The organism is Pseudomonas sp. 1, from assembly GCF_056626735.1.
Genome location: NZ_JBWXMQ010000005.1, coordinates 273,789 through 295,084 on the forward strand (window position 1 = coordinate 273,789; position 21,296 = coordinate 295,084).

General features: G+C 60.2%; 20 protein-coding genes. 6 read left to right on the forward strand and 14 right to left on the reverse strand.

From position 1 onward, the window contains the following. Window positions 1-396 precede the first annotated feature (396 nt). Entirely contained in the window at window positions 397-612 is a 216-nt protein-coding gene (rpsU, locus tag AC1MDC_RS10220) for a 30S ribosomal protein S21 (RefSeq protein ID WP_002551877.1), read from the reverse strand. A gap of 199 nt (window positions 613-811) precedes the next feature. On the opposite strand from rpsU, the gene tsaD reads away from it, so the two are divergent. Continuing rightward, on the forward strand, window positions 812-1,837 hold the full coding sequence (tsaD, locus tag AC1MDC_RS10225) for a tRNA (adenosine(37)-N6)-threonylcarbamoyltransferase complex transferase subunit TsaD (RefSeq protein WP_085697721.1): 1,026 nt from the start codon (window positions 812-814) through the stop codon (window positions 1,835-1,837). Window positions 1,838-1,860: 23 nt separating this feature from the next. Here the strand turns inward: tsaD and plsY are convergent, their stop codons facing one another. Further along, entirely contained in the window at window positions 1,861-2,430 is a 570-nt protein-coding gene (plsY, locus tag AC1MDC_RS10230; RefSeq protein WP_085697720.1) for a glycerol-3-phosphate 1-O-acyltransferase PlsY, read from the reverse strand. 74 nt (window positions 2,431-2,504) lie between these two features. Between plsY and folB the strand changes: the two genes are divergently transcribed. Beyond that, entirely contained in the window at window positions 2,505-2,861 is a 357-nt protein-coding gene (gene folB / locus AC1MDC_RS10235; protein ID WP_480392947.1) for a dihydroneopterin aldolase, read from the forward strand. Then, window positions 2,852-3,370, forward strand: coding sequence for a 2-amino-4-hydroxy-6-hydroxymethyldihydropteridine diphosphokinase (folK, locus tag AC1MDC_RS10240; protein WP_480392948.1), 519 nt, complete (start codon window positions 2,852-2,854; stop codon window positions 3,368-3,370). The genes folB and folK overlap by 10 nt, the downstream gene beginning before the upstream one ends. 39 nt (window positions 3,371-3,409) lie before the next feature. Here folK and AC1MDC_RS10245 read toward each other — a convergent pair whose 3' ends face one another. The 11 genes from AC1MDC_RS10245 to AC1MDC_RS10295 all read right to left on the reverse strand — a co-directional run bounded on the left by AC1MDC_RS10245 (window position 3,410) and on the right by AC1MDC_RS10295 (window position 17,629). Beyond that, window positions 3,410-4,639, reverse strand: coding sequence for a multifunctional CCA addition/repair protein (locus tag AC1MDC_RS10245; protein WP_085697717.1), 1,230 nt, complete (start codon window positions 4,637-4,639; stop codon window positions 3,410-3,412). 63 nt (window positions 4,640-4,702) lie between these two features. Beyond that, a complete protein-coding gene (locus AC1MDC_RS10250) occupies window positions 4,703-6,274 on the reverse strand; it encodes a SpoVR family protein (protein WP_085688468.1) in 1,572 nt (523 codons plus the stop codon). Further along, window positions 6,271-7,542, reverse strand: a complete 1,272-nt coding sequence (locus tag AC1MDC_RS10255) for a YeaH/YhbH family protein (protein WP_007959907.1) — start codon at window positions 7,540-7,542, stop codon at window positions 6,271-6,273. The genes AC1MDC_RS10250 and AC1MDC_RS10255 overlap by 4 nt, the downstream gene beginning before the upstream one ends. A gap of 205 nt (window positions 7,543-7,747) precedes the next feature. After that, window positions 7,748-9,670: a PrkA family serine protein kinase gene (locus AC1MDC_RS10260; protein WP_064599839.1), complete on the reverse strand. Its 1,923-nt coding sequence runs from the start codon at window positions 9,668-9,670 to the stop codon at window positions 7,748-7,750. Between the two features lie 297 nt (window positions 9,671-9,967). Further along, window positions 9,968-10,297, reverse strand: coding sequence for a thiosulfate sulfurtransferase GlpE (gene glpE, locus AC1MDC_RS10265; RefSeq protein WP_085702833.1), 330 nt, complete (start codon window positions 10,295-10,297; stop codon window positions 9,968-9,970). A gap of 33 nt (window positions 10,298-10,330) precedes the next feature. Beyond that, window positions 10,331-11,212, reverse strand: a complete 882-nt coding sequence (locus AC1MDC_RS10270) for a symmetrical bis(5'-nucleosyl)-tetraphosphatase (protein WP_480392949.1) — start codon at window positions 11,210-11,212, stop codon at window positions 10,331-10,333. Continuing rightward, on the reverse strand, window positions 11,212-11,592 hold the full coding sequence (gene apaG, locus AC1MDC_RS10275) for a Co2+/Mg2+ efflux protein ApaG (protein ID WP_011336209.1): 381 nt from the start codon (window positions 11,590-11,592) through the stop codon (window positions 11,212-11,214). The genes AC1MDC_RS10270 and apaG overlap by 1 nt, the downstream gene beginning before the upstream one ends. A 116-nt stretch (window positions 11,593-11,708) precedes the next feature. After that, window positions 11,709-12,527 (reverse strand): 16S rRNA (adenine(1518)-N(6)/adenine(1519)-N(6))-dimethyltransferase RsmA, encoded by an 819-nt coding sequence (gene rsmA, locus AC1MDC_RS10280; RefSeq protein WP_085697714.1) that lies wholly within the window; start codon window positions 12,525-12,527, stop codon window positions 11,709-11,711. Then, window positions 12,524-13,513, reverse strand: coding sequence for a 4-hydroxythreonine-4-phosphate dehydrogenase PdxA (gene pdxA, locus AC1MDC_RS10285; protein ID WP_480392950.1), 990 nt, complete (start codon window positions 13,511-13,513; stop codon window positions 12,524-12,526). Before pdxA ends, rsmA begins: the two co-directional genes overlap by 4 nt. Beyond that, the gene (locus tag AC1MDC_RS10290; RefSeq protein ID WP_139832581.1) at window positions 13,510-14,826 is read right to left on the reverse strand and encodes a peptidylprolyl isomerase; all 1,317 of its coding nucleotides are present in this window, start codon (window positions 14,824-14,826) and stop codon (window positions 13,510-13,512) included. The genes pdxA and AC1MDC_RS10290 overlap by 4 nt, the downstream gene beginning before the upstream one ends. Then, window positions 14,807-17,629, reverse strand: a complete 2,823-nt coding sequence (locus tag AC1MDC_RS10295) for an LPS-assembly protein LptD (RefSeq protein WP_480392951.1) — start codon at window positions 17,627-17,629, stop codon at window positions 14,807-14,809. The genes AC1MDC_RS10290 and AC1MDC_RS10295 overlap by 20 nt, the downstream gene beginning before the upstream one ends. Window positions 17,630-17,759: 130 nt before the next feature. On the opposite strand from AC1MDC_RS10295, the gene AC1MDC_RS10300 reads away from it, so the two are divergent. Genes AC1MDC_RS10300 through AC1MDC_RS10310 form a run of 3 tightly spaced genes read left to right on the forward strand, consistent with a single transcriptional unit; the run spans window position 17,760 to window position 20,216 of the window. After that, on the forward strand, window positions 17,760-18,779 hold the full coding sequence (locus AC1MDC_RS10300) for an aminoglycoside phosphotransferase family protein (RefSeq protein ID WP_480392952.1): 1,020 nt from the start codon (window positions 17,760-17,762) through the stop codon (window positions 18,777-18,779). Next, window positions 18,776-19,447 carry an N-acetylmuramate alpha-1-phosphate uridylyltransferase MurU gene (murU, locus tag AC1MDC_RS10305; RefSeq protein WP_480392953.1) on the forward strand — a complete coding sequence of 224 codons (672 nt, stop codon included), beginning with the start codon at window positions 18,776-18,778 and terminating at the stop codon, window positions 19,445-19,447. The genes AC1MDC_RS10300 and murU overlap by 4 nt, the downstream gene beginning before the upstream one ends. Before the next feature lies 1 nt (window position 19,448). Then, window positions 19,449-20,216 (forward strand): TerB family tellurite resistance protein, encoded by a 768-nt coding sequence (locus AC1MDC_RS10310; protein WP_085697709.1) that lies wholly within the window; start codon window positions 19,449-19,451, stop codon window positions 20,214-20,216. A gap of 62 nt (window positions 20,217-20,278) precedes the next feature. Here AC1MDC_RS10310 and AC1MDC_RS10315 read toward each other — a convergent pair whose 3' ends face one another. Then, window positions 20,279-21,268: an alpha/beta hydrolase family protein gene (locus AC1MDC_RS10315; protein WP_480392954.1), complete on the reverse strand. Its 990-nt coding sequence runs from the start codon at window positions 21,266-21,268 to the stop codon at window positions 20,279-20,281. Window positions 21,269-21,296: the final 28 nt, after the last annotated feature.

A 21,296-nucleotide genomic window follows, 5' to 3' on the forward strand; every position in this document is an offset into this window, starting at 1 on the left:
CTCGACCGGTGTCGTTTGCGTAATCGCTGTCGGGAAGTGTATCTGCCGAAAATTCACTGACGTTAGTACTCATCAGTCTTCGACTATTCGAAAATGTTGCGCTGAATCCGCTGACGGCCTGTAATCGGCCTCGGATAGCTCATGAAGCGGGCACGCAGCAGGTGCCTTGGGCTGATCGTCGTAAGAGGAATCAGTGGGTGTGCTCGTCAGTAGCCTTGAAAGGCTCGTCAGAAAAGACGTGCACCGCTGGCAAAAGAGCCAGGCCTGACGCGGTGAAGCGGGTTTGTCTCGGTCGCATCTGCGGCTTCGACGGTGAAGCATCAAGCGTTTTACGCAAATGCCATTAGCCCGGCTGAGGGCCGGGCTTGGCAGAAGCTTGCTACGATCGTCTGTGTATTAGTACAGACGAACGGCGCGGCGCTGTTCGCGCTGAACTTTCTTGGCGTGACGCTTAACAGCAGCAGCTGCCTTGCGCTTACGCTCAGAAGTTGGCTTCTCGTAAAATTCGCGGCTACGAACTTCAGCCAGTACACCGGCTTTTTCGCAGGAGCGCTTGAAACGACGCAGAGCTACGTCGAAGGGTTCGTTCTCTTTAACTTTGACGGCTGGCATCCAGAGCTACCTTCATTCATTACCGGGGTCAACATCCTCGCGGCAAAAGAGCACTTGAAGACGTCGGTTTTTAAGGGTTGCGGATGTTAACCCCTCATCGCTCGGAATGCAAAGCCTCTGATCGAAAACCGCTGGTCGGGGCATCACGCGGCGACTATTATGCGCGCCTTCGAATTCAGCCTAAACAAGGCGCAAACCCATGCTAGTACTGGGATTAGAAACTTCCTGCGACGAAACCGGCGTCGCTTTGTACGACAGCGAGCGCGGCCTGCTGGCCGACGCGCTGTTCAGTCAGATCGACCTGCATCGCGTCTATGGCGGCGTCGTGCCGGAGCTGGCTTCGCGCGATCACGTCAAGCGCATGCTGCCCCTGATTCGTCAGGTGCTGGCCGAGTCCGATTGCGTACCGACCGAGATCGACGCCATCGCCTACACCGCGGGTCCCGGCCTGGTCGGGGCGTTGCTGGTGGGGGCTTCCTGCGCCCAGGCGCTGGCTTTTGCCTGGGGCATTCCGGCGCTCGGCGTGCACCACATGGAAGGCCACTTGCTGGCGCCGATGCTTGAGCCAAAGCCGCCGGAGTTCCCGTTCGTCGCTTTGTTGGTCTCCGGTGGTCATACGCAGTTGGTTCAGGTCGATGGTATCGGCCAATACAGCCTGCTTGGCGAGACGCTGGACGATGCGGCGGGCGAAGCGTTCGACAAGACCGCAAAAATGATGGGCCTGAATTATCCGGGCGGACCGGAAATCGCCAAGCTGGCAGAGAAGGGCGTCGCAGGACGTTTCACCTTTCCGCGTCCGATGTGTGATCGCCCGGGTCTGGATTTCAGCTTCAGCGGCCTGAAGACCTTCGCCCTCAACACCTGGCAGCAGTGCGTCAGCGCCGGGGACGACAGCGAGCAAGCCCGTTGCGACATCGCGCTGGCGTTCCAGCAGGCCGTGGTGGAGACTTTGACCATCAAGTGCAAGCGTGCCCTTAAGCAGGCCGGCATGAAGCGCCTGGTGATCGCCGGCGGCGTCAGTGCCAACAAGGCGTTGCGTGTTTCGCTGGAGAAAATGCTCGGCGACATGAAGGGCGATGTGTTCTATGCCCGTCCCCAGTTTTGCACCGATAACGGCGCGATGATCGCGTTTGCCGGTTGCCAGCGTTTGCAGGCCGGTCAGCAGGAAAGCCTGGCGATCAGTGTGCAGGCGCGCTGGCCGATGGAGCAGCTGTCGGCGCTGTGATGAGCGGTGCTCACTTGCGGTATTTAAAAATGCCGTTCGCGCCCGGCGAACAGGTCGCGTAGATTGCCCCGGTGGCGCCAGACGATCAGCAGAGTCAGCGTGCTCATCGGTAATAGCGCTGCCGGTTCCTGCCAGGCCAGCAACGGCAGGGTCAGCGGAGTGGCGATCAGCGCCGCCAGCGAGCTGGTGCGGGTCAGGTAGAACGTCAGCAGCCAGGTGCATACGGCCAGCAGCGCGGCGGGTGGATACAGGGCCAGCAGCATGCCGGCTGCCGTGGCAACGCCCTTGCCACCGCGAAAGCGGAAGTACAACGGGAACAGGTGACCGATCACGGCGCAGACGCCGATCCACGCCTGATCCTGCAGCGAAAGGCCCACAGCCGAGGCAATCAGCACCGGCAACAGGCCTTTGCACAGGTCACCCAGCAGGGTCAGGATTGCGAGTTTGCGTCCGGCCAGGCGCAGCATGTTGGTGGCGCCGGCATTACCCGAGCCACTCATTCGCGGATCCGGATTTCCGGTCAGGCGGCTGAGCAAAATGGCGAAGGACAGAGAGCCGAGCAGGTAGGCGAGGATCGCCAGTAACCAAAACATGCTAACTATTCCGGGCGAGGACGCCCTGATTCTAACGGCGCATTGCGCCCTTGTCGTGCAGCGGAGAGAAGTGCTTGGACAGAGTGTTTATCGAGGGCCTGGAAGTCGACACCGTGATCGGTGCCTACGACTGGGAGCGCGGCATCCGACAGTGCCTGCGTCTTGATTTGAGCTGCGCCTGGGACAATCGCCCGGCCGCTGCCGGTGACGACCTGAACCTGGCGCTCGATTACGCCAGTGTGTCTACGCGGATCCAGGCCTTTGCCGAGCAGTCCCGGTATCAACTGGTCGAGACCTTCGCCGAGCGTCTGGTCGAAGTGCTGATGAACGAATTCAAGATCACCTGGGTGCGCCTCAAACTGACCAAGCCCGGCGCCGTGCCGGCCGCCAAGGGTGGTGTGGGAGTGGAGATCGAGCGCGGATGCCGCTGACCCAGGTCTACCTCGGGCTCGGTAGCAATATCGAGCGCGAAACCCATTTGCAGGCCGGTCTGGATGCCTTGTCCGCGTTTCTGGTGGATATCCGCTGCTCGCCTGTATTCGAAAGCCAGCCGGTGGGAATCAAGAGCGGGCCGTTCTTCAACTTCGTGGTATCGGCGTTCACCGATCTGCCGTTGATCGAGCTGGATCGCCGCTTGAAATTCATAGAAGCGGACAACGGTCGCTATGCGCCGGATCGCAAGGGCTTGCCGCTGGATATTGACGTATTGCTGTACGGCGATTTGACGGGCAACTTCGACGGGCTGATTCTTCCCCGTGCGGAAATTCTTAAAAATGCCTTTGTGCTGTGGCCGCTGTCTTTGATTGCGCCGGATCGGGTACATCCGGATGTGGGAAAAAGCTTCGCCACATTGTGGGCCGAAGCGCAGATCGATCAGGTGCTGGCGCCGGTCGGATTTGAGTGGCGTGGTACTCAACTCACGCCTTCACACTTGTCTTGAACATTTTGATCCGCCCTCGGCAGGGCGGATCAAATGTTTTCAAGACGACGCCGACTCCTTGTAAGCCTTCAATGCCTTGAGCCGTTCGCGTTTGAGTGCCTCGCCCAGTTCCGGGCCCTTGAATCCCTTCTCCAGCAACGGCTGCACTGCCACGCCGCGCGCCACATTGGCCGCGCCGCGCAGGTAATCCGCTTGTGGATAACTACGCTGTTCAAGCCCTTTGCGGCCTCGGGCATCCATTTCGCACGCGCTGATGAATTCCTCGAACCGCTGTGGTCGACGGTAAACGTCAAAGCTTTGCAGCAACTCAAGCAAGGTCGAAGCCTTCAACTCCAGGGCACGATGCCCGTGGGTGTGATATTGGCCGACCAGCAAGGCCAGTTCCTGACAGTCTTTCGGTGCCTTGAAGCGCTCGTTGACCGCTTTGATCAACTTCAGGCCTTTGTGCTCATGGGCGATATGCCGTGGCCATTCTTCTTGCGGGGTCAGACCTTTGCCGAGATCGTGCAGCAGGCAGGCCCAGCGCACGGTCAGCGGCTGTTTGTGCAAGGCTGACTGCTCAAGCACGCTGAGGGTGTGAATGCCGCTGTCGATTTCCGGGTGATGGGCTTGCGGCTGCGGTACGCCGAACAAGGCATCGACCTCCGGCATCAGTACCTTCAAGGCGCCGCAATCGCGCAACACCTGAATGAACACTTGGGGTTGATCTTCCATCAGTGCGCGGGAAATCTCTTTCCAGCTGCGTTCGGCCGTAAGGGCTTCCAGTTCACCCGATTCGCTGAGCTGACGCATCAGCTCCAGGGTTTCGGGCGCGACCTTGAAGCCGAGCGCCGCGTAACGGGCGGCAAAGCGCGCAACGCGCAGAACCCTGAGCGGATCTTCGGCAAATGCGGGGGAAACGTGGCGCAAAATCCGCTCTTCGAGATCGCGCTGGCCGTGATAGGGATCAGTCAGGTTTTGCTGATCGTCTTCGGCCATGGCATTGATCGTCAGGTCGCGGCGGATCAGGTCTTCTTCAAGCGTGACTTCGGGGCTGGCGTGAAAGGTGAAACCACCATAACCGCGACCGCTCTTGCGCTCGGTGCGGGCGAGGGCGTACTCCTCGCCGCTTTTCGGATGAAGGAAAACCGGGAAGTCCGCGCCGACCGGGCGAAACCCCTTGGCAAGCATTTCTTCTGTCGTCGCGCCGACCACCACCCAATCGATATCCGTGACCGGTTTGCCCAGCAGGCGATCACGAACCGCACCGCCGACCTTGTAAATCTGCATAAAAAACCTCCGTTGGCCCGACAGGATAACCCTTGCGCCGGACTTTCGGAGGCCTGAACGGGATCAAAGATGAATGACGGCCAGGTCGAGGCGACCGTAATCCCCCTCGCTATGTTCGCTGCGGGGTGGAACGTGATGGGTCTTCATGATCTGGTCGCCCTGCAGGGTTTCCAGATGAATGTCGAAGCCCCATAGCCGATGCAGGTGTTTCAGGACCTCCTCAGTGGAATCACCCAGCGGTTTGCGGTCGTGCTGCTGGTGGCGCAGGGTCAGCGAGCGGTCGCCGCGGCGGTCGATGCTGTAGATCTGCACGTTCGGTTCGCGGTTGCCCAGGTTGTATTGCGCGGCCAGGGTCTCGCGAATGATCCGGTAACCGCCCTCGTCATGAATGGCGGGCACCAGCAAGTCGTCTTTCTGATCGTCATCGAGAATGCTGAACAGCTTAAGGTCGCGGATCACCTTGGGTGACAGGTACTGCAGGATGAAGCTCTCATCCTTGAAGCTGCTCATGGCGAACTTGATGGTCGACAGCCAGTCGCTGCCGGCGATTTCCGGGAACCAGCGGCGGTCTTCTTCCGTGGGCTCTTCGCACATGCGACGGATGTCGCGATACATCGCAAACCCCAGCGCATACGGGTTGATGCCGTTGTAATAAGGGCTGTCGAACCCAGGCTGGAACACCACGCTGGTGTGGGACGTCAAGAACTCCATCATGAAGCCGTCCGTCACCAGGCCCTCGTCATACAGGTCATTCATCAGCGTGTAGTGCCAGAACGTCGCCCAGCCTTCGTTCATCACCTGGGTCTGGCGCTGTGGATAGAAATACTGAGCGATCTTGCGCACGATCCGCACGATCTCGCGTTGCCAGGGCTCCAGCAGCGGGGCGTGTTTCTCGATGAAATACAGAATGTTTTCCTGCGGTTCGGCCGGGAAGCGTGCGTTGTCCTTGTCGCTGTACTTGTCTGCGCCTTTGGGAATGGTGCGCCACAGGTCGTTGATCTGCTTCTGCAGATGCTCTTCGCGATCCTTCTGCCGACGCCGTTCTTCCTCGGCGGAAATCGGATACGGACGTTTGTAGCGGTCGACACCGTAGTTCATCAGGGCGTGGCAGGAGTCGAGCAGATCTTCCACGGCGTCGATCCCGTGGCGCTCCTCGCACTGCATGATGTACTGCTTGGCGAACACCAGGTAATCGATGATCGAACTGGCATCGGTCCAGGTGCGGAACAGATAGTTGCCCTTGAAGAAACTGTTGTGGCCGTAGCAGGCATGCGCAACCACCAGTGCCTGCATGCAGATGGTGTTTTCTTCCATCAGGTAAGCGATGCACGGGTCCGAGTTGATCACGATCTCGTACGCCAGCCCCATCTGCCCGCGACTGTAGGATTTCTCGGTGCTGAGGAAATGCTTGCCATAGGACCAATGGTGATAGCCCAGCGGCATGCCGACCGAAGCGTAGGCGTCCATCATCTGTTCGGCGGTGATCACTTCTATCTGGTTAGGGTAGGTATCCAGGGCGTAGCCGGCCGCGATGCGGGCGATTTCGCGGTCGTACGCCTGGATCAGCTCGAAGGTCCATTCCGAGCCGGTGGATATGGGTTGGCGCTTCTGCTCTTTGGCGGTCTTGGCGGTCATGTCACTAACCTGCGCTGGAAGAGTTCACGGAAGACCGGATAGATATCCCCGGCCGAGACCAGTTGTTGCTGGGCAAAAGTGTCGGAAAAGGCTTCGGCGATGCGTTCGTACTCGTACCACAAGGCCTGATGTTCGCGCGGGGTGATCTCCACGTAAGTGTAGTACTGCACGAACGGCATGATCTGGTTGATCAGGATGTCGCGGCAGATCGGCGAGTCATCGTTCCAGTTATCGCCGTCGGAAGCCTGGGCGGCGTAGATGTTCCACTCGTTGCTCGGATAGCGCTCGGCCATGATCTCCTGCATCAGTTTCAGGGCACTGGAGACGATGGTGCCGCCGGTTTCGCGGGAGTAGAAAAACTCCTCTTCATCCACTTCACGGGCGCTGGTGTGGTGGCGGATGAACACCACGTCGATCTTGTCGTAGTTCCGCTTGAGGAACAGGTACAACAGAATGAAAAACCGTTTGGCGATGTCCTTGGTCGCCTGGGTCATGGAGCCGGAAACGTCCATCAGGCAGAACATCACGGCTTTCGAGCTGGGGTTTGGCTGTTTGATCAGCAGGTTGTACTTGAGGTCGAAAGTATCGAGGAATGGCACGCGGTGGATGCGCGCGCTGAGTTTTTCGATTTCCGCCTCGAGATCCTGAATATCGCCGAAGTTATCCGGCTCTTCGCGTTTGAGTCGCGCCAGTTCCTCTTTGACTTCGCGCAGTTTGGCGCGGCTGCTGCCCGACAGGGCAATTCGCCGTGCATGAGCAGAACGCAGGGTGCGAATAATGTTGATCCGCGACGGATTGCCTTCGTTACTGATCCCTGCGCGTACGGTCTTGAAGGTGTCGGTACCGGTCAGGTTGCGCTTGACCAGGTTCGGCAGTTCGAGATCCTCGAACATGAATTCGAGGAATTCTTCCTGGGTGATCTGGAAGACGAACTCGTCCATGCCTTCGCCAGAGTTACCGGCCTTGCCCGGCCCACGGCCACCTCCGCCTCCGGGCGGACGGGCGATGTGTTCGCCAGCGGTGAATTCCTTGTTGCCGGGGTGAACCACGGTCTGCTTGCCGCCGCGACCATGGTGAAGCACCGGTTCGTCGATATCGCGACCGGGAATGCTGATTTGCTCGCCGTGCTCCATATCGGTAATGGAACGCCGACTGACCGCCTCTTCGACAGCCTTCTTGATGTGGTCACGGTAACGCCGCAGGAACCGCTGACGGTTCACCGTGCTCTTGTTCTTGCCATTGAGACGTCGGTCGATCACATAGCTCATGACTGCTCCTTAGAAGCTGTCCTGCAAAGGGGCGAGCGGTCATGCAGCATTGAACCGAATGCCAAGGGACGTACACGCTCCCCCAAGCGCTTTGGGTGCTGCCTGAACCTCGCTACCGCCTTTCGAACACCTTCCAGAGGCCTGTGTAGCAGAAAATGCAGGCACAGGCCTCGGGCTGACGACAACCGGTCTGACCGGCCGCGGTTTACTGTGACTTTCTGACCCGCAGATACCACTCGGAAAGCAGTCGTACCTGTTTGTCGGTGTAGCCGCGTTCGACCATTCGTGTAACGAAGTCGTTGTGTTTCTGTTGATCCTCTTTGCTGGCCTTGGCATTGAAGCTGATGACGGGCAGCAGGTCCTCGGTGTTCGAGAACATTTTCTTCTCGATGACCACCCGCAGTTTTTCGTAGCTGAGCCAGGTCGGGTTCTTGCCGTTGTTGTTGGCCCGGGCGCGCAATACGAAGTTGACGATTTCGTTGCGGAAATCCTTCGGATTGCTGATACCGGCCGGTTTCTCGATTTTTTCCAGCTCCTCGTTGAGGGCGACGCGGTTGAGGATCTCGCCGGTTTCCGGATCGCGGTATTCCTGATCCTGAATCCAGAAGTCCGCATACAGCACGTAGCGGTCGAAGATGTTCTGGCCGTACTCGCTGTAGGACTCGAGGTAGGCGGTCTGGATCTCCTTGCCGATGAATTCGATATAACGCGGCGCCAGGTACTCTTTCAGGTAGCGCAGATAGCGTTCGCGGGTTTCGGCCTGGAACTGTTCCTGTTCGATCTGCTGTTCCAGCACATAGAGCAGGTGTACCGGGTTGGCAGCGATTTCATGCGGATCGAAGTTGAATACCTTGGACAGGATCTTGAACGCAAACCGGGTCGACAGACCGTTCATGCCTTCATCGACGCCCGCTGCATCGCGGTATTCCTGGATCGACTTGGCCTTCGGATCGGTGTCCTTGAGGTTTTCGCCGTCATACACGCGCATCTTGGAGTAGATGTTGGAGTTTTCCGGCTCTTTCAAGCGCGACAGTACGGTGAACTGCGCGAGCATCTTCAGGGTATCCGGCGCGCAATGCGCCTTGGACAGCGAGCTGTTGAACAGCAGCTTGTCGTAGATCTTCACCTCGTCACTGACCCGCAGGCAGTACGGCACCTTGACGATGTAGATCCGGTCGATGAAGGCTTCGTTGTTCTTGTTGTTGCGGAAGGTGTGCCACTCCGATTCGTTGGAGTGGGCCAGCAGAATCCCGGTGAACGGAATCGCGCCGAGGCCTTCGGTACTGTTGTAGTTGCCTTCTTGCGTGGCGGTCAGCAATGGATGGAGCACCTTGATCGGTGCCTTGAACATTTCGACGAATTCCATCAGGCCCTGGTTGGCCCGGCACAGCGCACCGGAGTAGCTGTAGGCGTCGGCGTCGTTCTGCGGGAATTCTTCGAGTTTGCGGATATCGACCTTGCCCACCAGCGCGGAAATGTCCTGGTTGTTTTCGTCACCCGGTTCGGTCTTGGCGACGGCGATCTGGTTGAGAATCGACGGGTACAGCTTGACCACGCGGAACTGGCTGATGTCGCCGCCGAATTCGGCCAGACGCTTGGTGGCCCAAGGCGACATGATGGTGTTCAGGTAGCGCCGTGGAATGCCGAAGTCCTCTTCGAGGATCGCGCCATCTTCGGTGGCGTTGAACAGACCCAGTGGCGATTCGAATACCGGCGAGCCCTTGATGGCATAGAAGGGCACTTTTTCCATCAGTTGTTTCAGCTTCTCGGCCAGGGACGATTTACCGCCGCCGACGGGGCCGAGCAGATAGAGGATCTGTTTCTTCTCTTCCAGGCCTTGGGCCGCATGGCGGAAATACGACACGATCTGGTCAATGCATTCTTCCATCCCGTGGAAGTCTTCAAAGGCCGGATAGCGACGGATCACCTTGTTGGAAAAGATTCGCGACAGCCTCGAATTGGTCGAGGTGTCGAGCAATTCCGGTTCGCCGATGGCCATTAACAGACGCTCGGCGGCGGAAACGTAGGCACTGCGATCCTTTTTGCACAGTTCCAGGTACTCCTGCAGGGAGAATTCTTCCTGGCGTGTGGACTCGAAGCGTTGTTGGAAGTGGCTAAAGATACTCATGACGTCACCTCGCTCGATACGTGGAGCCGACGCCGGATCACTCAGTCGATGCTGGCAAGCAGCTGCAATGGCAGCTGTTGTTTACCCCCCAGAACCCTTCCACGATCGAAAATCGCGAAAGTCACTCCCGATGACCCGTGCGCCGGTGTACCGGCTCTCCCCTGTTTTGGATGGCCTGGGCTTAAGGATAGTTGGGAATTCGGGAGGTAAAGGCGAGATACGTAATTAGTTGTGGCAGACCGTTCGTCTGCCACCGCGCGAGCCCACGGGAGCCGGGGCTTGCACGTTACAAAAAAATTATTCGGAGGTGCCTTGCGCGGTTTCCGACGGAAAAGTCGTACGCCACAGTTCGAAGCCGCCGTCCATGCTGTAGACGTCGGAGAAGCCCTGGCTCACAAGATACGCGGCGGCACTCTGGCTCGAGTTGCCGTGGTAGCAGACTACGACGGTGGGGGCATCGAGGTCGGCGCCCTGAATGAAAGCATGGAGGGAATGATTGTCCAGATGCTTCGAGCCGCTGATGTGCAGTGCGGCAAATGTTGCCGGGTCACGGACGTCGACGACCACCGCGCCTTGCTCGCGCAGGGCCTGGGCCTGTTCCGGTGGGATACGTTTGAATTCGCTCATGGCGGGCTCCTGTGGCTCGGCTGAAATCGCAGTCTAGCGCGGGGCGCTGACGGGAGAAGATTCGGTGATCAGTGGCGCGACGGTGGGCAGGACGGCCCCGTGGTCGTCGCATTTGCATGACAGGCGTTCGCCGCTGTCGACGTTCATCAGGGTCAGGCTGCCGCCCCACACGCAACCGGTGTCCAGGGCTGAAATGCCTGGCTCGAGCACGTTGCCTTCCAGCGCCGCCCAGTGACCGAAGATGATCCGCAGGCCGCGGGTCTTGCGCTCCTTGTGCTGGAACCAGGGTTTGTAGCCCGCTGGCGCGGTGTCGAGGCCTTCCTTGCTCTTGAGGTCGAGCTTGCCTTCGGCTGTGCAGAAACGCATGCGGGTGAAGTAATTGGTGATGACTCGCAGGCGTGTCACGCCTTTCAGGCCGCTGTCCCATTTCGCCGGCTCATTGCCGTACATGCCGTCGAGGAAGAGCGGAAGCAGGTTGTCATCACGCAGCGCAGTCTCGACTTCTTCAGCGTACTTGAGCGCCTTGCGCAGCGACCATTGCGGCGCAATGCCCGCGTGCACCATGGCCACTTCGCGCTGCTCGTCGTAGTGCATGAGTTTCTGCTGGCGCAGCCATTCCATCAGGTCGGCGCAGTCGGGCGCTTCAAGGATTTCACGCAGCGTGTCGGATTTCTTCATCCGCTCGATGTTCTTCGCCGCTGCAAGCAGGTGCAGATCGTGATTGCCGAGGACGCAGACCAGGGAGTCGCGCATGCCATAAAGGAAGCGCAGGGTTTCCAGTGACTGCGGGCCGCGGTTGACCAGATCGCCGACCAGCCACAGGCGATCCAGGGCCGGGTCGAACGCGACCTGTTTGAGCAGGCACTTGAGCGGTTCGAGGCAGCCTTGGAGGTCGCCGACGGCATACGTCGCCATCAGTGCAGGGCTCCGGGAACGGCGAGGCGAAAGGGCTTGATGATCGCATCGAAATGCTTGCCGTCGTCGGCGACCATTTCGTAGCTGCCTTGCATGGTGCCGACCTTGGTGGTCATCACCGTGCCACTGCTGTAGGTGTGGCTTTTGCCAGCGCCGATCAGCGGTTGCTGGCCGACCACACCGGCGCCGCGCACTTCTTCGACATGCCCGTCGCCATCGGTGATGACCCAATGGCGCGACATCAGGCGGGCCGGTTGCTCGCCATTGTTCTGCACGGTGATGGTGTAGGCGAAGGCAAAGCGCTCGTGCTCGGGTTGCGATTGATCTGCCAGATAGTGGGTAACGACACTGACATCGACCTGGTAGCGAGGATCGGACATGCAAAAGGCCTTAAAAACGAAGCGGGACGCGGGGCGTAGCTGATTGGGGTTCAGTCTAGGCAAGTATCGGGCAGTAGACCAGAGTCGGGGTTCCGCCCGATAGCGATGATTACCGGTCAGTCGGCTTCAGGCGTTTTCCCCGGCTGTTCGGCGAGCTTGTCGGCCAAACGCACAAACGCGGCCAGGTCGAGTTGCTCGGGGCGCAGGCTGCCATCGACGCCGGCGGCTTCGATCTCGGCGTTGCTCAGTAACTGCTTGAGGGTGTTGCGCAAGGTCTTGCGACGCTGGTTGAAGGCTTCGCGTACCACGCGCTCGAGCAGGCGATGATCCTTGGCGGGATGCGGCAGCACCGCGTGCGGTACCAGGCGGACGATCGCCGAGTCGACTTTCGGCGGCGGATTGAATGCGCCCGGGCCGACGTTAAACAGGTGTTCGACCCGGCAGTGGTACTGAACCATGATCGACAGACGGCCCCAATCGCCGCCGCCAGGACCTGCGGCCAGACGTTCGACCACTTCCTTCTGCAACATGAAGTGCATGTCGCGGATGATGCCGGCGTTGTTCAGCAGGTGGAAAATCAGCGGCGTGGAGATGTTGTACGGCAGGTTGCCGACCACGCGCAGGCTGTTCGGCGCAGCGTTCAGGCTGTTGAAGTCGAACTTCAGCGCATCGCCCTGATGCAGGTTGAAATTGCTCTTGCCGGCGAACTGCTGGTTGAGGATCGGGATCAGGTCCTTGTCCAGCTCCACCACGTCCAGCTGGGCACCGGAGTTGAGGATGCCGGCGGTCAATGCGCCCTGGCCCGGTCCGATTTCCAGCATGCGGTCGCCGGCCTTGGCACTGATGGAGCGCAGGATGCGGTCGATGACGCCGGCATCGTGCAGGAAGTTCTGGCCAAAGCGTTTGCGCGCCTTGTGTTGGTATTGCTCGGTCATAAACGGGTCTCGGCCATCTGGTAGGCGGTTTCCAGGGCGACTTGCAGGCTGCCGGTGTCGATCTTGCCGCTGCCGGCCAGATCCAGGGCGGTGCCATGGTCGACCGACGTGCGAATGATCGGCAGGCCCAGGGTCACGTTGACCGCAGCGCCGAAGCCTTTGTATTTCAGCACGGGCAGGCCCTGGTCGTGGTACATCGCCAGCACCGCGTCGCAGTGCTCCAGATATTTGGGGGTAAACAGAGTGTCGGCAGGCAGCGGGCCACGAAGGTCCATGCCCTCGCCGCGCAGGCGCTCCAATGTGGGTTCGATGATGTCGATTTCTTCATGGCCCAGGTGACCGCCTTCACCGGCGTGCGGGTTGAGTCCGCAGACCAGGATGTGCGGTTGGGCGATGCCGAATTTTTGTTGCAGATCGGCGTGCAGAATCCGCGTGACCCGTTCCAGCCGCTCCGGCGTGATCGCATCGGCGATGTCGCGCAAGGGCAGGTGAGTGGTGACCAGCGCCACGCGCAAACCGCGGGTGGCGAGCATCATCACCACCTGGGCGGTGTGGGTCAGGTCGGCGAGAAATTCGGTGTGACCGGAAAACGCGATGCCCGACTCGTTGATTACACCCTTGTGAACCGGAGCGGTGATCATCCCGGCGAAGTCACCGTTCAGGCAACCATTGCCGGCGCGGGTCAGGGTTTCGAGGACGAATGCGGCGTTGGCCTTGTCCAGTTGCCCGGCGACCACGGGGGCGCTGAGCGGAGTATCCCAGACGTACAGGCTGTTGGCGGGCGCCGGAGCGTCCGGCCAGTTGTCAGGTGTCACTTCCAGCAAGCTGACGGCCAGCCCCAGCTGCGTGGCCCGCTCCTGGAGCAGGTCGCGGCTGGTGATGGCAATCAGGGGATGTGGCTGGGCTTGCGAGGCGAGCAGCAGGCACAGGTCGGGACCGATGCCGGCTGGTTCGCCGGGTGTCAGCGCGAAACGCTTGGGTTTCACTGCGCTGCCTGGTCTGCACCAGGGAGTTTGATCTCTACGTACGCTTCGTCACGGATCTGACGCAGCCAGGTTTGCAGCTCTTCGTCGTATTTGCGGTTACGCAATACGGTCATCGCCTGCTGCTCGCGGGCCTGTTCGGTGCTGTCGGTGGCGCGACGGCCAAGGACTTCCAGAACGTGCCAGCCGTACTGGGTCTGGAACGGCTTGGACAGCTGACCCTGCGGGGACTTGGCCATCACAGCGCGGAATTCCGGTACCAGTGCGTTCGGGTCGATCCAGTTCAGGTCGCCGCCGTTAAGAGCGGATCCCGGGTCTTCCGAATATTTTTTCGCCAGTTCAGCGAAGTCTTCGCCAGCTTCGATGCGGTTATAGAGCGACTGAGCCAGTTCCTTGGTCTTGGCTTCGTCGCGAACCGGACTTGGCTTGACCAGAATGTGGCGCACATGCACTTCGTCGCGCATCTGGCTGCCACCGCCGCGTTTTTCCAGCAGCTTCAGGATGATGAAACCACCCGGAGTGCGTGCCGGTTGAGTGATGTCGCCCGGCGACATGGCGCTCAGTTCGCGATCGAACGGCGGTGGCAATTGAGCGGCTTTACGCCAGCCCATATCGCCGCCTTCCAGCGCGTTGTCACTGGCGGAGTTGGCCACGGCCATCTGGCCGAAGTCAGCACCTTGCTTGAGCTGCTGGTAAACCTCCATCGCCTTGCGTGCAGCACTCTGAATCGCTTCGGAGTTGGCGCTTTCCGGGGTCGGAATCAGGATGTTGGCCAGGTGCAGCTCTTCGGACAGTTGCATCTTGCCCAGGTCGGAGGCGAGGAAGTTCTTCACTTCCTGTTCCGATACCTGAATGCGCTCGGCCACGCGGCGCTGACGCACACGGCTAATGACCATTTCGCGGCGGATCTGCTCGCGAGCATCCTCATAGGACAGGCCATCACGGGACAGCGCGACGCGGAACTGCTCCGGGGTCATGTTGTTGCGCTGGGCAATGGTGCCGACTGCCTGGTTCAGCTCTTCATCGGTGATGCGAATACCGGAACGTTCGCCGATCTGCAGTTGCAGATTTTCGATAATCAGGCGCTCGAGCACCTGCTGATCCAGTACGCCCGGAGGCGGCAAGCCGCCGCCACGCTTGGCGATGGTTTGCTGAACTTCGTGGACACGCTGGTCCAGCTGGCTCTGCATGACCACGTCGTTGTCGACGATGGCCACCACTTTGTCGATGGGCTGTACCGCGGCGTTGGCCGCGGTACCCAGGAACAGCGCGCCCAGCATCAGCGGGCGCAGACAATCAGAAAGCTTGGTCTTCACGTTGACGATAACCTTGGATGCCTTTGTCGAGGAAGCTCTCTACCTTGGCGCCAGTGAGGCCGCCGAGTCCCTTCAGAACAATTTGGAGGAAGACGCCGTGGTCGCCTTTTTCGTTTTCCGGGGCGTTCTGACTGAACTCGTCATAGCTGACCCAGTAACGGTTGATCAGGCGCAGTTTCCAGCAGCAGTTGTCATATTCGAAACCACCGAAGGCTTCCAGCGTGCGATTGCGGTTGTAGTCGTACTGCCAGCGGCTGATCGCGCTCCACTGCGGAACGATCGGCCAGATGACCGAGAAATCATGCTGCTGGATCTTGTAGTAGTCCTTCACGTAGCCAGGCTGGCCCGGAGTGCCGTAGTCACCACCACCCACCGACCATTTACCGGTGTTCTGGTCGTAACGGACCTGGTCGTTGCGATAGCGATAGCCGACGTTGACCACCTTGTTCGGGTTGTCTTCAGGCTGGTAGTGGAACATCGCGCTACCCGAACGAGGGCTGCGGCTGTCCGGATCCCAGTTGTAATCGGCCGTGGTGCGCCAGTCGCGGTTCCAGCGGTATTCGTATTCCAGGGCGTAAGGCGATACGTCGGACTGGGCGTCTTTGCGATCCTTGAACGCGATGCCCGGCAGTTGTACTTCACGATCCTTGAAGTAATAAGCCTGACCGATGCTGACGCGTTGACGCTCGAAACCGTCGTCTTCGATCCAGCGGCTGGTCACACCCAGCGACAGCTTGTTCTCGTCGCCGACGCGGTCGGAGCCGGAGAAGCGGTTGTCGCGGAACAGCGAGGCGTAGTTGAAGGTGTATTCACTGGTATCGAATACCGGAATATCCTCCTGGTCCACCTTCGGCACATAGAGGTAGAACAGGCGCGGTTCCAGGGTCTGGCGGTAGTTCTTGCCAAAGTAGGACGTGTTGCGGTCGAAGTACAGGCCGCTGTCGACGCTGGCGATCGGTACGCCGCGGTTCTGGTTGCTGTCGAACGTGCCGTTGAGTTTGTTTTGCTCGGCAGTTTGCGAGGCAATGTCACGCTTACCCTGGCCATCAAGATCCAGTTGGTATTGCGTGTATTGGTACTTGAGCGACGGCTTCAGGAAACCATAGGTCCAGTTCATCGGCAGGCTGACGCCTGGTTTCAGGTTCAGACGGTCGCCGTTAGCGCGTGCTAGACCGAATACGTTGGTATCGAGGCGCGGCGTACCAATGGTGCCGTCGGCATTGATCGGCCCGCCGGTTTCGTCAAGGAATCTGCCGGTTTTCAGATCGCGATCAAACCGAACGACCTCGGTCTCGTAATCGAAGTTCAGACCTTCCGGGTGATACGGCAGCTGACCATTGAAGGTAATCTGCGGCAGACGGTCATACGGTGTGATGTTCGAGACGGTCGCCAGCTGGTACGCCTGGGCGTTCAAGCGGGCGGTGTAGCTGTCGCCACGATAGGTAACCGAGCCCTGCTGGTTCACGAAGTCGGCGCTCTTCACACCGATCTGATCGGTCTGCAGATCCTGGAAGTAGTACGGATCGCTGATCTTGGTGTAGTCCACCTGAGTGAACACGCGGGAGTCGAGACCACCCTTGTGTTGCCAGTTGTACATGTAGCGATTCTTCTGGTAGTCGGTCTGTTTGCTGCGCTCGGTTTCCTCGTCGTTGAGGAACGCCGCACCGAACTGCCCTTCGCTGGACTTGGTGAGGTAGCGGAATTCGCCCTCCATCAACAGACCGCGTTTAGCCATGTAGCGTGGATACAACGTGGCATCGTAGTTCGGTGCCAGGTTGAAGTAGTACGGGGTCACCAGCATGAAGCCAGTATCGCTGCCGGAGCCGATGGTCGGCGGCAGGAAACCCGACTGACGACGGTCGTCGATCGGGAAGTAGATGTACGGCGTGTACAGAACCGGAATGTCCTTGACCCGCAGCGTCACGTTGGTCGCGGTACCGAAGCCGGTGGCAGGGTTCAGGGTGATGTTGTTGCCCTTGAGCTGCCAGGCGTTGCTGTTCGGTTCGCACGTGGTGTACGTGCCGTCCTTCAGACGGATGATCGCGTTTTCGGCACGCTTGGCGTACAGCGCGTTACCGCGGATGCGCGACTTGTGCATCACGTATTCGGCGTTGTCGACCTTGGCTTCACCGGTGTCGAGCTGCACGTCGGCGTGGTCGCCGACGATCAGCGCGCCGTTGTCGCGAATGCGCACGTTGCCGGCCAGTTCGCCACGGCTCTCGGCCTGATACAGGTTGGCCTCGTCGGCTTCGACCTGCATGCTGCCCTGACGCATGACCACGTCACCGGCCAGACTCGCGACCTGCGAATCCTGCTGATAACGCGACGCCTTGGCACCGATGAAGGTCGGCGCGTCACTTTTATTCGTCTTGTCATTCATGCCAGGACGAATCGGTTCGATATAGGAACCAGAGCAGTAAGGACCGGTCTCGGCCAATTGGGCGGCGGTGAGCTTCTCGCGCGGAACCCAGTCGAGGTGACTGTAGTCTTCGCTACGGGATTTCAGGCCACGGCCCTTGGACTCGGTAACCAGTACCGGCTTGGGCCCGGACTCGGCGGTGGAACCGCTCTCGGCCGGTGCTTCGCCGGCGGCGCTGACGGCACTGCCGTCATGCACGGGACGCGGCGGCAAGGCAGCGGCCGGCGTCTTCGGCGAGCAGGCCCAGCCACCCGTTGCCGAGACGGCGCAGTCATACTGCTCGGCGGCAACAACGAATGAACTGGCCAGAGGTTGCATAGCCAGCAGACTGCCGGTTACCAACAACGGAAATTTTTTACGAAACGCGGGGGATTTCAATGCCATCTTATTAGTCCGGGCTTCCTGCGTGCCATCTGCCCGCGGTGTGGGCCGCACGCCTCTCGATGGTCTGAAAAAGATGCTGGATAATAAAGCATGACCCGCTTGACGGCTAGCGCCGTCGGAGACCCTTGCAATGCCTGATCAAGATGTACGCTTGCAACACCTGAAAGTTTGGCTCGATGAACAGTTGGCAATCCTTTTCGCAGATCAGGGCTGGGGAGCCGTACCCCCGGCCACATTGACCGCGGCCAGCAGCGACGCGAGTTTCCGCCGCTATTTCCGCTGGGAAGGCGCGGGTCGCAGCTTCGTCGTGATGGACGCACCGCCGCCGCAGGAAAACTGCAAACCGTTCGTGGATATCGCCTTTTTGCTGGCGAAATCCGGCATCAACGTGCCGAAAATTTATGCCGAAGACCTCGAACGCGGGTTTCTTTTGCTCAATGACCTGGGCAACAAGACCTATCTGGACGTGATCGACAGTGAAAATGCCGACGCATTATTCAGCGATGCCTTGCAAGCGCTGCTGGCTTTTCAGCAGTTGCCGATGGTTGCGCCGCTGCCGAGCTATGACGTCGCGTTGTTGCGCCGCGAGCTGGAGCTGTTCCCCGAGTGGTACGTGAAGCGCGAGCTGGGCGTCGAGTTCGATGCCACCCAACAGCAGCAGTGGCAAAAGGTCAGCGAGCTGCTGATCGACAGCGCCCTGGCCCAGCCGAAAGTGCTGGTGCACCGCGACTACATGCCGCGGAACCTGATGCTCAGCGAACCGAATCCCGGCGTGCTGGATTTCCAGGACGCCGTGTATGGTCCGGTGACCTACGACGTGACTTGCCTGTTCAAGGACGCATTCCTCAGCTGGCCGGAAGAACGTGTGCGCGGCTGGCTGGAAAGCTACTGGCAGCAGGCGTCGGCGCTGAACATCCCGGTGCAGCCGGACTTCGAAGAGTTCCTGCGCGCCAGCGATCTGATGGGCGTGCAGCGCCATCTGAAAGTCATCGGCATCTTCGCCCGCATCTGCCATCGCGACGGCAAGCCGCGTTACCTGGGTGATGTGCCGCGTTTCTTCTCTTATATAGAAGCGGTCATCGCGCGCCGTCCCGAGCTGGCGGATCTGCAGGCACTGCTCGCCAGCCTGCGTGGTGGAGTGACGGCATGAAGGCAATGATTCTGGCGGCAGGCAAAGGCGAGCGCATGCGCCCGCTGACCCTGACCACTCCCAAGCCGCTGGTGCGAGCCGGGGGCGTGCCGCTGATTGAATATCACCTGCGAGCCCTGGCCGCGGCCGGTTTCAATGAAATCGTGATCAACCATGCCTGGCTCGGACAGCAGATCGAAGATCACTTGGGCGATGGCTCGCGATTCGGCGTGTCGATCCAGTACTCGCCGGAGGGCGAGCCACTGGAAACCGGCGGCGGCATTTTCCGTGCCTTGCCGCTGTTGGGCGATGACGCGTTCCTGGTGGTCAACGGTGACATCTGGACCGATTACGACTTCAGCGTGCTGCATCAGCCGATCACCGGCCTGGCGCATCTGGTGCTGGTAGACAACCCGGACCATCACCCGACAGGCGACTTCACCCTGACCGACGGCCAGGTGAGTGATGGCCAGGCCGATGCGGCAACCCTGACCTACAGCGGCATCGCTGTATTGCATCCGCAGTTGTTCGACGGTTGCAGCGACGGTGCCTTCAAACTGGCGCCGCTGCTGCGTAAAGCCATGGCGGGCGGGCAGGTGACCGGCGAGCGGCTGAAAGGTCACTGGGTTGATGTCGGAACGCACCAGCGTCTGGCCGAAGCTGAAGCCTTGATAGAAGCGAGTCGCTGATATGTTGTGGCCAGGGACTCTGATTGGAGCCGGAGCGGGTTTTGCTATCGCCAGCATTCCGGGGGCCATGCTGGGTGCTTTGTTGGGGCAGGCGCTGGATCGGCGCCTTCATTTGCAGAGCTGGGGGCATTTGCGGGAAAAACTCGGCGGTCGGCCGATGCTGCGCAACGACGAACTGTTGTTCGTGTTGCTCGGGCGTCTGGCCAAGAGCGACGGGCGGGTCACGGACGGTCACATCCAGCAGGCGCGTCAGGAGATGCGCTCGCTGGAAATGAGCGAGCCGGCACAGCGCCGGGCGATTGCCGCGTTCAATCGCGGCAAGTCCGGCAACGACAATCTGCGCGGTTATCTGCGTCGGTTAAGCGCTCAACCCCATGCGGCTGAAGGCGTGTTGCGCGCCTGCTGGCGAATGGTCTGGGCTGATGGCCGGGCCGGTGTCAGCGAGCGTGAATTGCTGGCGCAGTGGGGCAAGTGGCTGGGCTGGACGACGCACCAGATCCAGGCGTTGGCGGCGGATTATGAGCCGCACAAGCGTCCGATCGTCAGCGCCGCGGTGAGTTATCAGGAGGCGATGCGCCTGCTCGGCGTATCGGCCACCAGCGAACCGGCGCAGATCAAGCGTGCCTACCGACGCTTGCTCAGCCGGCATCACCCGGACAAGGTGGCCGGGACCGGCGCCACGCCGGCGCAGGTGCGCGAGGCCACCGAGAGGACCCGCGAATTGCACAATGCCTACAGGTTGATTCGCGAACGGCGGGATTTTCGCTAGGCGAAAAAAATCGCAGCGTTGGGCTGCGATTTTTTTTGTCTGCGTTTTGATAGTCGGGGCTTTTAGTCAGGGCTCTGCGGATTCAACCAGCCACGCACTCGGCGGAACAATTGTTCCTGCTCAGCCTTGTTGTCCGGCAAGGCCTTGAGCGCGATCTGACTGAACGCAGACGTCTTCAGCCGCTTGCTCGCCTGCATGCGCTCCAGTGCCGCGTTGCGGTCCAGCGGTTTGTCCATGTAGAAAATATCCGCTGTCGGCAGCTTCAGGGTCGGTGTCAGTTCCACCAGTTCCGGTTTGGCCTTGACCGGGGTCTGCGCGGCCACCAGCACCAGCTTCTCGACCTGTGAGGTCTGGCGCTCACTCAAGTAACGTGCGGCCCAATAAGCGCCGGTGCCATGACCGAGGACGACGATGCTGCGCGCGCTCTGTTGCTCGGCGTAGGCCAGTGCGGCGTCAATGCGAGCGAAGATTCGCTCGGCGTCGGCCTTGGACTGTTCCTCGGTGGATTCAGCAACGACCTTGTCGGCCACATCGGCTTCGCCGCCGGCGGCTTGTTCAATCGGCTCGGCGGTGGTCGAATCCTTGCTGCCCGGATCGGCGGTTTTCGGTGCGGCGGGGGCTTCGGCTACGCGCGGTGCGATGGTATCGCTTTGCAGATCGGGCAGGGTGATACTCAGGCTGCTCCACTCGACATCCGGCAGCTTGCGGCGCAACGGGCCGATCGCCTGGGGCCAGTCAGCGGTTTCGCCGGCACCGGGAACGAGGATCACCGCGCCTTTGGGTTCGGCGGTGTTGGCCGGTTTCCACAGGGCGAGGAAGGTGTCGCTGCCGGCTTGCAGTTGCTGTTGTTCCTGGGCCGGAACCATGCGCTCGAGTGCCGCGGCTTCTTCCTGACTACGCTCAAGCAGTGGCTGGCGTTCGACCGGTTTTTCTTCGGCGGCTTTTTCTGCGGCGGGAGTGGGCGTCGGATCTGCAGCTTCGACGGAAAACGCGCAAGGCAGGATCAGCGACAGGCACAATGCTGGCATTGCCAGGCGATAGACAGGGGGCATCGGTTATTCCAGGCCAGAAGTTATCCCG

Bases quoted from the DNA above. Each gene is read 5' to 3' on its own strand.
- AC1MDC_RS10295 (WP_480392951.1), bottom strand. From the start codon at position 17,629: ATGGCATTGAAATCCCCCGCGTTTCGTAAAAAATTTCCGTTGTTGGTA.
- murU (WP_480392953.1), top strand. From the start codon at position 18,776: ATGAAGGCAATGATTCTGGCGGCAGGCAAAGGCGAGCGCATGCGCCCG.
- AC1MDC_RS10245 (WP_085697717.1), bottom strand. From the start codon at position 4,639: ATGCAGATTTACAAGGTCGGCGGTGCGGTTCGTGATCGCCTGCTGGGC.
- AC1MDC_RS10315 (WP_480392954.1), bottom strand. From the start codon at position 21,268: ATGCCCCCTGTCTATCGCCTGGCAATGCCAGCATTGTGCCTGTCGCTG.
- tsaD (WP_085697721.1), top strand. From the start codon at position 812: ATGCTAGTACTGGGATTAGAAACTTCCTGCGACGAAACCGGCGTCGCT.
- AC1MDC_RS10310 (WP_085697709.1), top strand. From the start codon at position 19,449: ATGTTGTGGCCAGGGACTCTGATTGGAGCCGGAGCGGGTTTTGCTATC.
- rsmA (WP_085697714.1), bottom strand. From the start codon at position 12,527: ATGACCGAGCAATACCAACACAAGGCGCGCAAACGCTTTGGCCAGAAC.
- apaG (WP_011336209.1), bottom strand. From the start codon at position 11,592: ATGTCCGATCCTCGCTACCAGGTCGATGTCAGTGTCGTTACCCACTAT.
- AC1MDC_RS10260 (WP_064599839.1), bottom strand. From the start codon at position 9,670: ATGAGTATCTTTAGCCACTTCCAACAACGCTTCGAGTCCACACGCCAG.
- AC1MDC_RS10270 (WP_480392949.1), bottom strand. From the start codon at position 11,212: ATGGCGACGTATGCCGTCGGCGACCTCCAAGGCTGCCTCGAACCGCTC.
- plsY (WP_085697720.1), bottom strand. From the start codon at position 2,430: ATGTTTTGGTTACTGGCGATCCTCGCCTACCTGCTCGGCTCTCTGTCC.
- AC1MDC_RS10255 (WP_007959907.1), bottom strand. From the start codon at position 7,542: ATGAGCTATGTGATCGACCGACGTCTCAATGGCAAGAACAAGAGCACG.
- AC1MDC_RS10250 (WP_085688468.1), bottom strand. From the start codon at position 6,274: ATGACCGCCAAGACCGCCAAAGAGCAGAAGCGCCAACCCATATCCACC.
- AC1MDC_RS10300 (WP_480392952.1), top strand. From the start codon at position 17,760: ATGCCTGATCAAGATGTACGCTTGCAACACCTGAAAGTTTGGCTCGAT.
- folK (WP_480392948.1), top strand. From the start codon at position 2,852: ATGCCGCTGACCCAGGTCTACCTCGGGCTCGGTAGCAATATCGAGCGC.
- glpE (WP_085702833.1), bottom strand. From the start codon at position 10,297: ATGAGCGAATTCAAACGTATCCCACCGGAACAGGCCCAGGCCCTGCGC.
- rpsU (WP_002551877.1), bottom strand. From the start codon at position 612: ATGCCAGCCGTCAAAGTTAAAGAGAACGAACCCTTCGACGTAGCTCTG.